The organism is Pacificispira spongiicola (assembly GCF_012926505.1).
In the GTDB taxonomy this organism is placed as follows: Bacteria; Pseudomonadota; Alphaproteobacteria; order UBA8366; family Aestuariispiraceae; genus Pacificispira; species Pacificispira spongiicola.
This window is the reverse complement of sequence record NZ_JABBNT010000001.1, coordinates 1,052,114-1,064,805: the sequence shown is the minus strand read 5'-3', so window position 1 is coordinate 1,064,805 and position 12,692 is coordinate 1,052,114. Positions and strand designations below refer to the sequence as shown.

Annotated in this window: 10 protein-coding genes; 4 read left to right on the top strand and 6 right to left on the bottom strand. The window is 59.3% G+C overall.

Annotated features, from left to right (window positions below; all coding sequences use genetic code 11):
* Positions 1-129 precede the first annotated feature (129 nt).
* Complete coding sequence (locus HH303_RS04935; protein WP_169624054.1) at positions 130-1,455, top strand: hypothetical protein; 1,326 nt, start codon at positions 130-132, stop codon at positions 1,453-1,455.
* A 19-nt stretch (positions 1,456-1,474) separates the two neighbouring features.
* Here the strand turns inward: HH303_RS04935 and HH303_RS04930 are convergent, their stop codons facing one another.
* The gene (locus HH303_RS04930; RefSeq protein WP_169624053.1) at positions 1,475-2,188 is read right to left on the bottom strand and encodes an alpha/beta hydrolase; all 714 of its coding nucleotides are present in this window, start codon (positions 2,186-2,188) and stop codon (positions 1,475-1,477) included.
* 165 nt (positions 2,189-2,353) lie between these two features.
* Here HH303_RS04930 and HH303_RS04925 point away from each other — a divergent pair, with 165 nt between their 5' ends.
* A complete protein-coding gene (locus HH303_RS04925; protein ID WP_169624052.1) occupies positions 2,354-3,649 on the top strand; it encodes a hypothetical protein in 1,296 nt (431 codons plus the stop codon).
* 15 nt (positions 3,650-3,664) lie between these two features.
* Here HH303_RS04925 and HH303_RS04920 read toward each other — a convergent pair whose 3' ends face one another.
* From HH303_RS04920 to HH303_RS04900, 5 genes are all read right to left on the bottom strand, one after another.
* The gene (locus HH303_RS04920) at positions 3,665-6,103 is read right to left on the bottom strand and encodes an ATP-dependent helicase (protein WP_169624051.1); all 2,439 of its coding nucleotides are present in this window, start codon (positions 6,101-6,103) and stop codon (positions 3,665-3,667) included.
* An 88-nt stretch (positions 6,104-6,191) separates the two neighbouring features.
* Positions 6,192-7,154 carry a DMT family transporter gene (locus HH303_RS04915; protein WP_169624050.1) on the bottom strand — a complete coding sequence of 321 codons (963 nt, stop codon included), beginning with the start codon at positions 7,152-7,154 and terminating at the stop codon, positions 6,192-6,194.
* Positions 7,151-8,926 carry a chloride channel protein gene (locus HH303_RS04910; protein ID WP_319637313.1) on the bottom strand — a complete coding sequence of 592 codons (1,776 nt, stop codon included), beginning with the start codon at positions 8,924-8,926 and terminating at the stop codon, positions 7,151-7,153. Before HH303_RS04910 ends, HH303_RS04915 begins: the two co-directional genes overlap by 4 nt.
* A gap of 173 nt (positions 8,927-9,099) precedes the next feature.
* Positions 9,100-10,140, bottom strand: coding sequence for a GGDEF domain-containing protein (locus HH303_RS20250; RefSeq protein ID WP_169624049.1), 1,041 nt, complete (start codon positions 10,138-10,140; stop codon positions 9,100-9,102).
* 240 nt (positions 10,141-10,380) lie between these two features.
* Complete coding sequence (locus HH303_RS04900) at positions 10,381-10,713, bottom strand: thioesterase family protein (RefSeq protein WP_227421518.1); 333 nt, start codon at positions 10,711-10,713, stop codon at positions 10,381-10,383.
* A 446-nt stretch (positions 10,714-11,159) separates the two neighbouring features.
* Between HH303_RS04900 and HH303_RS04895 the strand changes: the two genes are divergently transcribed.
* Both HH303_RS04895 and HH303_RS04890 read left to right on the top strand, forming a co-directional pair.
* Positions 11,160-12,014: an MlaA family lipoprotein gene (locus HH303_RS04895; RefSeq protein ID WP_169624048.1), complete on the top strand. Its 855-nt coding sequence runs from the start codon at positions 11,160-11,162 to the stop codon at positions 12,012-12,014.
* A gap of 11 nt (positions 12,015-12,025) precedes the next feature.
* Complete coding sequence (locus HH303_RS04890; protein ID WP_169624047.1) at positions 12,026-12,682, top strand: MlaC/ttg2D family ABC transporter substrate-binding protein; 657 nt, start codon at positions 12,026-12,028, stop codon at positions 12,680-12,682.
* Positions 12,683-12,692 lie beyond the last annotated feature (10 nt).

Below are 12,692 nucleotides of genomic sequence, written 5' to 3'. Positions count from 1 at the left end.
CGCGAGACTATTTATAAATATTGTTTTTCAAATACGGTCGGGTTTTCTCGAAAAGGTTTTATTGAATTCCCGCTATGATAGTCTTTTGGCGTATGCCGAAGAAACGGCTATGCGCGTTGAGGGAACACGGTGCAGGCAAAGCGGCTGGAATATACGAACGAGGTGCTGGAAGCGCTTCAAGCCATGGGCTCTCTGTCCGGTTTGAAGCTGGGTCAGATCGTCTGCATCGGTGTGGATGAGGTCCGCAAGAAACTGGGCGAAGAGAAATGGGCCCGGACGGAAGGGCTGGTCGCCAGTCTGATCGAAAAGGCGATTACCCAGCTTTGCGATCCCAAGGACCGCTATATCAAATGCCGGGACGCGTCCTTTCTGATCTTCTTCGCCGATACGGACCGCGACAAGGCCGTGGCGATTTCCGCCGGGATCGCGGCGGCGGTCAGCAAGGCCCTGTTTGGTCAGGATTTCGCCAAGGGCCTGACCGTCAGCGGCGTGGTCAAGACGGCGGAAGGCCTGAAACTGGATAAGGCAGAGGACCCCTACGCAGTGCTGGAGACCCTGCGCGGCAAGGCGCATGTGCAATTGATCGGGGTCTCGCCGCATCCCGCGCCCACGGCGGCGCCGATCGGTTTCGCGCCGGAAGAGGAGTTGCGCAAAATTCGCATGGCGGTGGATCAGGACCATTCCGACCTGATGAAGCGGCTGGCCCTGATCGAGGACGAACCGATCGTCTTCAAGTTCCTGCCCGTCTGGCGGGTCAGCGAAAGACTGGTCCACATGTTCCATTGCATCCCGATGCGTCAGTCCGGCACGCCGGACCGGCCGCTGTGGAACTATTCGGTTCTGGGACGGGAGCCGGAAACGGATACCATCATCGAATTGGACGTCGCGTCGATGGAACGGGGGCTGTTGAAGCTGTCGGAAAGTCTGCTGCGCGGGGAATCGAATTTCCTGGCCCCGAATATCCATTTCGAAACCCTGGCCAGCCGCAAGGGGCAGGCGGCGCTGCTGCCGATCCTCCAGAAACTGCCGGAACAGGTCGGGCGGCGGCTGTTCCCCAATATCATGCATATCCCGGACGGCGTTCCCGAAGGCCGCCTGCGCGACGTCACGGGCCAATTGCGGCACCTGACGAATAAATTGAGCGCCCTGATCATCCCGCACAAGCTGTCCACGGATCTGGCGCAAATCCTGCGCCGCCTGCATGAAGGCGGCATTCCCGGCGTCTTCGTCCGCCTGCACCGCAATCCGTCCAAGGAAGACCTGCGCTGGGTCTTCACGGCGGCGGAACGGACGAAGGCGATGGGCGGCTTCGCGGGCGTCACCGGCGTCACGGACGACCATGCTTTCCAACAACTGGCGGACAGCCATGTCGACTACTGTGCCGGGCCGATCTTCGGCGGGCCGTTCGACGACGTCCCCGCGCCCTATGCTTTCGACATGGTAAAGACGGAATAGGGCGGTCCAAGACCCTTCCCTACGACACCAACCCCTTGCACAGAAGGTCGGCCAGCATATCCGGGTCGGACACCATGCAGTCGTGGCCGGACGCGATTTCCTGGATCGGCCAGCCCAATTCCCGCGCCTTGTTCAGATGCGCGGCCAGGGCCGGATAGGGCGGGTTCGACGCCACGATATAGCGCGCGGGCAAGCCGTTCCCCGGCGGCCCGTCATACAGCAGCGAGGTTTCGTAGGTGCGCAGCGGATGCGCGGTCAATTGCCCCTCGACCCAGCCGATCTGTTTCGGGTCGCTCAACCCGAAGCTTTCGCCGGGCGGGCAGGGCATGGACAACCCGCCGGAGGAGTCCATCGCCGCCTGCTTGCGCTGACCCCAGGCGTCTTGATTTAGCGTGGCAAAGGGCGCGACGCCGCTCTGCGCGATCATCGCGTCCAGATAGACCAATTCCCGGATGCGCCCCGGCACCGCCGCCGCCGCCCCGGTAATCGCATTCCCGCCGAAACTGTGCCCGACCAGAACGGTCTCGGTCAGGTCCAGGTCTTCCAGATGTTCGACCAGATCGTCGGTGAAGGTCTGCAGCGTGATATCGGAACTTAAAAGATGGGCCTTTTCCCCCAGGCCGGTCAGGGTGGGCCGCGTCACCCGATGGCCCCGGTCCCGCAACAACGGCACGACGAAATCCCAGCACCAGGCGCCATGCCACGCCCCATGAATCAACGTAAACGTCGCCATACATTTCCCCCTGAAATTCTTATTCTCGAACGCTATGCGTTTCTTATGACGGCAGTCTGCCGCGATTCAGCGCCGGGGGGAAGTGGTGTCCCATTTTGAAGTGACTCTATCTTTAATAGCAACTAAAACGATATAAAAATCATTAGGAATTATAGGCGGGCAAAGGTGACCCAAACAATATTCTATTCGTGGGCGGCGGACCATGAAGGCAAAGTTCAAAGGCATTTCATTCGGGAGGCACTGCGGCAAGCCGTACAACATTTAAATACAGATGTTGTTGAAGCTGATCGGTTTGATCTTACTTCGGACACCCAAGACGTTGCTGGGTCTCCGTCTATCTTTCCGACAATAAAATCGAAAATATTAGCTTGTGACATATTTGTGGGAGATTTAACGCCCGCGATTGTTCCTGAGGGTGCAAGCGGGCGAGCTTATCCAAACCCAAATGTATTGATCGAATACGGAATTGCGGAAGCTATTCTTCCAGAAGAAAGGGTTATTTTCGTTTCTAATGCAGCGTTAAACTCGTGTCGACCCGAACAATACCCCTTTAATTTACGTCACAGAAGAGCGCCGCTTTCCTACAGTTTACCTATGGGTTCAGACAGTAAGCAACGGAGCAGATGTCTGAACGATTTCAGCACGAGACTAGCGGCGGCCATCCAGAAGTCTATTCTCTCACGAGGTCCGAATAGAGATAAAAACGAAAATGACCTCTCAGATTGGCAAAAGAAAGTCGTAGAAACACCTCTGTTTGGGATCGATAGAAACGTAGCAAAGAGAAAGCTCGTTGTTCCATTGCCAGGAACCGAGAACCGTAAAATTTCGATGTCTGAAGGTTCGGCTCAAAATTACTGCTACTTCTCGGCCACCCCGAACTATGACTTGGATTTGACAAAATATGAGTTAAGAGCGAGATCTAATATTACATATGTACCTTATACGAATCTTTCTTCTGGTAATTCGGATATATCGTATTCAGGATTTGTTGCGTATTGGTTTGATGGCGGTAAATCGAAAGAGGGTGATCATTACAGTGATGCCCTTACTATGTTCGGTACCAACGGTAGGGTTTGCGGCGTAAATACGCGGATTTGCTCGAACAATAAAATTAGCTGGCTTATTGAGGATTTTTTTGCGTGGGCGTCTCGGTTTTGTTTTGATTATTATGCAAACTTAGAATTTTTCCCAATTTATCTGGAATTTGGAGTTGTGATGCCCTTTGGGTCTGAGTTTTCGTATCCAGCCCAAGGCGGTGGGTTCAGTCTTGGAGAGACCATAGAAAAAAATGAGATAAAAATGTCGAGAGTTTTCAGTTCTCCAAACGTAGATGAGTTTCTCATGCTGGCTAAAGAAGTTTCGAAAAGAATTTGGTTGGAAGCGGGAATTGTTCGCCCCGATTTTCTTGACGACGCTGATGAAAGAAAGGGGCATGGAATTACTCGAACCGGGTACTGGTAGGTAATTCGCTATTTGTTACCCTCGCTCCACGAAGCTCGCCACAACCGTTTTCTCTCCCGCTTTATCAAACTCAATCGTCAATCGGTCGCCGTTGATTTCGGTGATGGTGCCGGGGCCGAATTTTTGGTGGAAGACGCGTTCGCCCGCGCCGAAATCATGGGATTCGTTGCGGTCGGCCTCTCGGAAGGGCGTGCGGGTGGCGGACAGGCCGCGTTGTTTCAGGCGTTGGAAGCCGGGGCCACCCTTACTTGTGTACGAGCCGCCTGAGCCGGTCTGCACCATGTCGATGGTGTTCTTGTCGCTACCCCCACCGTAACTGCCGCCACTGAAATTCCGGTTGCTGCCGTAGCCCTGGAAGGAGAAGGCGGCGCGGTCTTCGGCCTGGCCGCCGCCGATGCCGCCATAGAGGCCTCGGTCGGCGTCGATCTCGACATGCTCCTTCGGCAATTCGTCGATGAAGCGGGACGGCAGGGCGGCCTGCCAGTTGCCGTGGATGCGGCGGTTGGCGGCGAAGCTGATTTCGCAGGTGATGCGGGCGCGGGTGATGCCGACATAGGCGAGGCGGCGTTCCTCCTCCAGCCCCGCCATGCCGCTTTCGTCCATGGCGCGCTGATGCGGGAACAGGCCTTCTTCCCAGCCGGGCAGGAAGACCGTGTCGAATTCCAACCCCTTGGCCGCGTGCAGGGTCATGATGGAGACCATGGGGCCGCTGCCCGCCGTTTCGGCGTCCATGACCAGACTGACATGTTCCAGGAAGCCTTCCAGGCTGTCGAATTCGCCCATGCCGGTCAGCAGTTCCTTGAGGTTTTCCAGCTTGCCCGGCGCTTCCGGCTTTTTCGACATCTTCCAGAAATCGGTATAGCCGCTTTCCTCCAGCACCGTTTCCATCAGCTCGACCTGATCCGACCCGGCGGCGAGGTCGCGCCAACGGTCGACCATGTCCAGCGCGGCGTTCAGCTTGCCCCGCGCCGCCGGCTTCAACTCGTCGGTTTCGGCCAGACGCCTTGCGGCGATGGACAGGGGCTGGCGTTCCATGCGGGCGGCGGTATGCACGGCCTGCATCGTCGTCGCGCCGATGCCGCGCGCGGGCTTATTGATGATGCGTTCGAAGGCCAGATCGTCCGCCGGCTGATGGATCAGGCGCAGATAGGCGATGGCGTCGCGCACTTCTTCGCGCTCGTAAAAGCGCGGGCCGCCGACGACGCGGTAGGGGATGCCCAGCGTGATGAAGCGTTCTTCGAATTCGCGGGTCTGGAACCCGGCGCGCACCAGGATGGCGATTTCGTCGAGCGGTTGCTTCTTCATCTGCAAGGCTTCGACGTCGGACGCGATCATCCGCGCTTCCTCGTCGCCGTCCCAGACGCCGCGCACGCGGACCTTTTCGCCGTCGTTGCGATCGGTCCACAGGGTCTTGCCCAGCCGCCCCTGGTTGCGTTCGATCAGGCCCGACGCCGCGCCCAGGATATGCGGGGTGGAGCGGTAATTGCGTTCCAGGCGGACGACCTTCGCGCCGGGAAAATCCTTTTCGAAGCGCAGGATGTTCCCGACCTCCGCCCCGCGCCAGCCATAGATCGACTGATCGTCGTCGCCGACGCAGCAGATATTCTGTTCGCCCTCGGGCCGTCCCTGCGCCAGAAGACGCAGCCAGAGATATTGCGAGATGTTCGTATCCTGATACTCGTCCACCAGGATGTAGCGGAACAGGCTGCGATAGCCTTTCAGCACGTCTTCATGCTGCGTCAGCACGGTTAGACAATGCAGCAGCAAATCGCCGAAGTCGCAGGCGTTCAACTGTTTCAGGCGGTCCTGATATTGGCGATAGAGCGCGACGGCGCGGCCGTTGGCGATCTCTCCCGCGTCTTCCGCGCCGACACGGTCGGGCGTCAGGCCCTTGTCCTTCCAGCGCTGGATGACGTGGATCAGCATCCGGGCGGGCCAGCGCTTATCGTCGATATGTTCGACTTCCATCACCTGTTTCAGCAGGCGGATCTGGTCGTCCGTGTCCAGGATGGTGAAATTGGATTTCAGGCCGACGAGTTCCGCATGCTTGCGCAGAATGCGCGTCGCCAGGGCGTGGAAGGTGCCCAGCCACATGCCCTCCGTCGCCGGGCCGACAAGGCGGGACACGCGTTCTCGCATTTCCTTCGCCGCCTTGTTGGTGAAGGTGACGCAGAGGATCTGATAGGGCCGCGCCTTGTTGTGATGCAGAATCTGGGCAAGGCGGGTGGTCAACACGCGGGTCTTGCCGGTACCCGCCCCGGCCAGAACCAGGACCGGGCCGTCGATCGCCTCCACCGCCTCGCGCTGCGCATCGTTCAACCCGTCCACGAAGGGGGACGGGCCGGACACGGCACCGGCCCCGGCCCCGCCGACCGGATTGCCGGGATAGGCAGGCGCGGGACCGCTGGGCAGCGGCAGGTCGATATCGTCGTAATCGAACGGGTCGGAAGTCATCGTCGCGGCGGTCTCAACAGCAGTCTCGAAAAATATCGGATCTGGGTGAATGCTAAGCCCCGATTCCGTCGGGAACAAGGATTGGGCGTCAGCGCTTCCGCCGTTCCCGCCACCAGATATAGAGGCCGCTGCCCACGATGACGAGCGCCCCGACGCCCATATTCGCGGAGGGCACGTCGCCGAAAACGAGAAAGCCCAGCACGGCGGCGAAGATCAGACTGACATAACGGAAGGGGACGACCAAGTTGACCGGCGCGAAGCGGAAGCTTTCGATCTGCAGGAAATAGGCGCCGAACATGAAGAATGCAGTGCCGAGAACGAGGCCGACCTCGCGCGGTGCCGGGGCTTGCCAAGGCTCCGACCAGGGGGTGACGACCAATCCGAAACAGACGACGGCCAGGACCGTATAGAACATGATGCCCAGCGAATCGTCGCCCGATACCAAGCGGCGCGAGGCGACGTCCCGCGATGCGGTCATGAAGGCGGTGGCAAGCGGCAGCAAGGCGACCTCCACCGCATAGGGGGCGACCCGATCGCCCAGCAGATTGCCGGGATTGAGGGCGATCAGCACGCCCAGGAAGCCGACGCCCATGGCAGTCCAACGCCGCCAGCCGACCCGTTCCTTCAGGAAGACGACCGCCAGCAATGTCGCGAAGACGGGCGAGATGAACACGATGGACAGGGCGTCCGCGATCGGCATGCGGTGTAGGGCGTTCAGGAACAGGAAGGTCGCCAGACAGATCGCCGCCGCCCGGATCGCCATGACCGCCCGATTTTGAATGCGCAATGCATGCAGACGGCTCCGCAGAATCATTACGATCAAGAGGAAGCCGAGGATCGTCGTCCCGCGAACCACCATGATCTCGCTGACGGGCCAGGCGCCGGACAGCAGTTTCGCGATCGTGTCGCTGGCCGTCAGCAGCATGGAGGCCAGGATGGAAAAGCCGATGCCTTTCGCGGGAACATCCTGCGTGGTCGGTCTTGCGCGGCCCGGCTTTGGGTCGGGGGGCGGATTCGGTGTGGGAATATTGGGGGCGTGCGGGCCGGTCACAGGGAATCCTCGTTCCGCGTCGTCAACACGCATTGGTGATAGCGTGCCATGACGTCATGTTCGTGCAGCACCCCGACGAGCCGCATGTCGGCGCGCGAGCGGACGACGGCGATATGTTCCTCGTTGCAGTCTTCCAGCAGGGTCATGGCCTGTTCCAAATCCGCATCCTCCGGCGCAACGGGGGGCGCACGGCGGCAGACATCGATGGCGCGGATCGTGTCGTCCCGGTCGTGGGTGAAGGCGTGAACGCCCAGATCGGACAGCAGGATCGTGCCGACCAGGATGCCTTCCTCGTCCACGACGAATATCTCGCTGTAGCGGGTTTCGGTCAGCTTCGCGCGGATTTCCGGCAGCAGGGCCGACGGTTGGACGGTCACATAATCCTGTGCCATGACCTCCCGCACCGCCGTGTCCTGAATGATCTGCGCCTCGCGGCTGCCGTGGATGACGATGCCACGCTGTTCCAACTGATCGTGGAAGAAGGACCGTTTGTAGATCGTGGTGAAGATCTGGGTCGAAATCACGGTCGCGATCATCACCGCGATGGTGACGGCGGAATCCTGCGTCAATTCGTAGACGATGAAGATCGTCGAAATCGGCGCGCCCAGGGTCGCGCCCGCGACCGCGCCCATGCCGACCAGGGTGTAGGCGCCGTGGCCCGACGACAGTTGCGGGAAGACATGGGTGGCGACGATGCCGAAGGACCCGCCCAACATCGCGCCCAGATACAAGGACGGCGAAAAGATGCCGCCGCCGAAGCCACTGCCCAGCGTCAGGGCGGTCGCCGTGGTCTTGAAGACGATCAGCAGGATCAGCATGGCGAAGGGCAGCATTTCGTTCAGGGCTTCGTCCGTCGCTTCGTATCCGACGCCCATGACCTGCGGGAAGAACAGGCCGATGCCGCCGACCGCAAGCCCCGCCAAGGTCGGACGGGCGAATTTGGGAATGCGCAGTCTGGAGTGGGTCTTCCGCACGACGTCGATGGACCAGACCAGGGCGATGGCGACGCCCGCGCTGACCGCGCCCAGGATCGCGAAGGCCGGGAATTCCAGGAAGGACGTGATTTCATGCGCCGGGATGGTGAAGGCGGGAAAATCGCCGAAATAGGATCGGCTGACGATCGTTCCGGTGACGGAGGCGACGACGACCGGCGCGAAATTCTTCAACCCGTAGGAGCCGATGACGACTTCCAATGCGAAGAACACGCCTGCGATCGGGGCGTTGAAGGAGCAGGCCACCCCCGCCGCGACGCCGCAGCCCAGCAGACTGCGCCGCACTTCCCGGTCCAGTTTCAGCGCCTGCGCCAACAGGGAAGACAAAACGGCGGAGGCATGGACGACCGGGCCTTCCCGGCCCGCCGATCCACCGCTGCCGATGGTGATCGCGGAAATCAGGAAGGCACCGATTCCGGCGCGTTTCCCCATTCGGGATCGGTTGAGCGCCGCCGATTCGATAACGTCCGGGACGCTTTGCGGCCTGCGGTCGGGCATCAGGAAATGGGTCAGTGCGCCCACCAAAACCCCACCGACCGCCGGGGCCAGGACAATGATCCAGGCCGGGACATCGGCGACGTTGGAATGGAACCGCTCGCTGCTGAACCCGAAGGCGATGAATTGGATCAGGCCGATCGTCTCGCGGAACAATATGCCTGCACCGCCGCCCAACGCCCCGGCCAGAATGGCCAGACAGGCCAATCGAATCCGTTCGCTATGCGCCATGTCCCCAAACGACTTGGCGAGGCGTTTTGCAAGTTTTCCAGGCTCGACCGTCACGCCGGTCGACCTCCCCCAATAATTGCCGGACGTTTCATGCCGGAATTGACTTTGACGACAGGACCAAAGCCCGAATGCGCCGCACGGCAAGCAGACCGTTCGGCGCGACCGAGGTCAGGGAATCAGAAATGCCGCGTTCGGGCAAGGAAGTCGAACGACGGTCCGGTTCCGGATCAGGCCGATTCCAGCTGCGTTTCCAGGACGGTCTGGTTGCGACCGTGCCCTTTTGCGAAATACAGCCCCTCGTCCGACCGATGGATGAAATCCGACAAGGCCTCGCCCGGACGGAAGACCGCGATGCCGATTGACAGGGTGATATTGCCCATTTCTTCGCCGGTCTGCCGGTTCCGGATGCGCTTCGTCGATACCGCGTTGCGAATCTTCTCGCACAGTGTGTGCGCGTCGGGCAGTTCCGTACGCGGCAGGATTACGGCGAATTCCTCGCCGCCATAGCGCGCGGCAAGGTCATTGCCCTTCACATTGCCTTGCAGAATGCTGGCGACCAGCTTCAACACTTGGTCCCCGGTTTGGTGACCGTAAGTATCGTTGAATTTTTTGAAGAAATCGATGTCGGTCAGGGCGAGGCACAGTGGCGTGCCTTCCTCCATCGCTTCCATGGCGCGGCGGCGCAATGTCGTGTCGAACATCTTGCGGTTCGCGATACCGGTCAGCGCGTCGGTCATGGCCTCGCGCTGCACGTCCTCCAAGTTTTGACGGAGCGAGGCGATTTCCTGGGACGATTGTTTCAGCTTCTCCTGCAGGACCGCGTTGGACTGTTGCATCGCCTGGGTTTCCAGGGCCAATGCTTGCACGGCGTCGCGGATGCTATCCAGCCCCGATGATTTGGCGATATCGCCCAGTCGGTTGGTCAGGGACTTCCCGAAATCCTCAACGTCGCCCGACGCGTCGCCCATCATCGTCAGGACCCGGCCGACCTGTTCCTCTATCTGCCGCGACGTCTCCTGGAGGGCTATTCCCTCATCGTTATTGGTGAAGAAACGGTCGTAGAGCTCGTCGTTCTTCTGCGAGGTGAAATTCAGCTTATTGGTGATCAGGACGTTCAGCGTTTTTGTGAGGTCCGGAAATCTGTCATTCACATAGGTATACCAGACCGCGTAATTGCGCGGCGTTGCCGGAATGCCATATTTATCAAGTAATTCTAGTGCCTTAGCCGCATGCATTCGGGCCGTGTCGACACTTTCGGAAAATTCCACTACCACGCTCCCTTGTCACCAATCCGGTGAGCCAGCCTCCCCGCCGGGTCCGTCATCGATCGTGTCGCAAGCCGGGCAGAGCCCCCTATCAAAGTTCGGGCATGCTATCATTTTGCTCCGGCCCCTCAACCGTTTTGCAAGCACGCTGAATTGTCAAATTCATCCTGTGTGCCGTAGCAGGTGTAACGATCGCCGTGTGCTGCGACTCATGGATGTCCGATAATTCTTATTCGGAACGGGTCAGGGGCGCCGAAATTCCCGTTGCTCCACGGCGGCGAGATACGATTCGGCGCCGTTCTCAGGACGTGCCATCATGAATATCGCTAGATGTGGTCCGGAGTCCGGGGCGGATGGTAGAATTCGGATATCGAAACGCAATTCGGCACCCTCTAGGACCTCGCGGCGATAGTCGATCCTGCTTCGCAGAAGCGTCAGAGGAGCGGCGGGCGATTCCGTCGATGACAGAAATGCCGCCGAAGCAATGTCAAAAGCGCGGGCATAATAGGCGACATTCATGTGCCCGTTATAATCGGTCCATTCGATTGGACATGCCAGGGAAAGAGGCAGCGACAAATCACCGTCGTTCGGGAGCAGATGGGGGATATTCAGCGGAGGACCCTTCCGTCGGTCGTGTGACGCATTGAATCGCGCGATAGGTGAGTGGGGTGAGGGAAATGCGTCTTTTAGGGCGCACCCGTGGATGGTTGAGGACTTTTTTGCAACACTTTGAGGAGGAAACGTGTTCCTTCAAATCGGCACTATAGAACAGTCCATACCCCTATGGTAACTCCCTACAAGGGTAGGATTTTATCGTAGTGATACTAGTGTTATCCCGACAGGCGTATGCCGTAAGGGACGGTGCGAAGGGTAGTCCGTTTACACGCTCTTAACGGAGCTTGAATATGATGACCTTCTATTAGTGCGCCGGGGCACTGAATTTTGTCAGTGCCGTGGTGAGTGGTGAGGTAACGCGTTGACGCCGTCGGACCGGGGCGTCGGGGATTAGGGATTTGTACCGAATGTCAGATTTTCGGCGCTTCATTAACTGTTTGCGGTCTCTGGCGGCTACACTGATTCTTTGCGGTGCCGTCGCAGCCTGTGCTACCGCGCCGACCGACCCGGTTGAGCGCGAAATCTATGAAGAAGCGAACGACCCCGCTCAACCGCTCAACGAGGCGATTTTTGAATTCAACCTCGCGCTCGACAAGGCCGTGCTGCGCCCCGTGGCCAAGGCCTACGAATTCGCGCTCCCCGATCTGGTTCGGGATGGCGTCCGGAATTTCCTGCGCTATCTGAAAACGCCGGTCATCCTTGCCAACGACCTGATGCAGGGTGAGGTGGAACGCGCCGGCGATACGCTGGGTCGGTTCCTGTTCAACACGATCGGCGGTTTCGGTGTCTTCGACGTCGCGGGCTCCGGCGGTCTCGAATATCACGAGGAAGATTTCGGCCAGACGCTCGCCGTTTGGGGCGTGGGTGAAGGGCCCTATCTGATGCTACCGTTCCTGGGCCCGTCCAGCGGTCGCGATCTCGCCGGGTTCATCGTGGATTCCGGTTTGGATCCCTTCCGTTGGTGGGGATACAACTCGGATCGTCCTGTCATCGAGAACAACACGTTCATCCGTGCCGGGGCTGAAGCGATCGACACGCGCTCGCGCAATTACAAGCAATTGGAAGATCTGGAAGAAACGTCGCTCGACTTCTACGCGACGGTGCGCAGCTTGTATCGTCAGCAGCGCAACAGTCTGATCCGGAACGGCGCGGATGCGGATGAGGCGATCCCGGATATGAGCTTCGACGACGCGGATATGGACGTGCTTGATACCGTATCCGACGCAAGTGGAACCCTTCCTGCGAACACGGTAGCCGATTGAGGGATGTTCCCATGATTCGGATCGGATTTCTGGTCGGTCTCACGGCTTTTTTCCTGGCTTTTGGTGTTGGTCTTCAGGACCGCTCTGAACCGCGTGCCGGGTTCGGGTCTGTGGCCCATGCATCCGACGACGCCGGTTCCTTCATTATGAATCTCGCGGATCGGGCGATCGGTGCGCTGACGGATCCGTCGTTGGACGATTCGGTACGTGCGGAACGTTTTCGTGAGCTGGTTCGCGACAGCCTGGATGTCGACTTTATCGCTGGACGGGTCTTAGGCCCTTATGTCCGGCGGGCGACAGATATGGAAATGGCGGAATTCCGGAATCTGCTGGAAGAGAATATCGTCCGGAAATATTCCGTGATGTTTAAAAGTTATTCCGGCCAGAAAATCGAACTTTTGGACACGAAGGAAGGCAGCCGCGAATCGACGACGGTATCGATCTTGGTTCATTCGACCGATGGCGCGCCGCCGTCGACGGTTCGCTGGATCGTGCACGAGGTCGACGGCAAGAATAAGATCATCGACATCGTCGTCGAACGGGCCTCCATGGTGACCACCCAGAAGGAAGAGTTCGTGTCGGTGATCCGCCGTGGCGGCGGCAAGGTCGAGGCACTTCTTCAGGAATTGCGGGAACGCAACGCGGAACTGGCGCAGAGCCGATCCTAAGAGGTGGGAT

Excerpts from the sequence above, each read along its gene's own strand:
- HH303_RS04895 (WP_169624048.1), top strand. The coding sequence starts at position 11,160 with ATGTCAGATTTTCGGCGCTTCATTAACTGTTTGCGGTCTCTGGCGGCT.
- HH303_RS04920 (WP_169624051.1), bottom strand. The coding sequence starts at position 6,103 with ATGACTTCCGACCCGTTCGATTACGACGATATCGACCTGCCGCTGCCC.
- HH303_RS04930 (WP_169624053.1), bottom strand. The coding sequence starts at position 2,188 with ATGGCGACGTTTACGTTGATTCATGGGGCGTGGCATGGCGCCTGGTGC.
- HH303_RS04890 (WP_169624047.1), top strand. The coding sequence starts at position 12,026 with ATGATTCGGATCGGATTTCTGGTCGGTCTCACGGCTTTTTTCCTGGCT.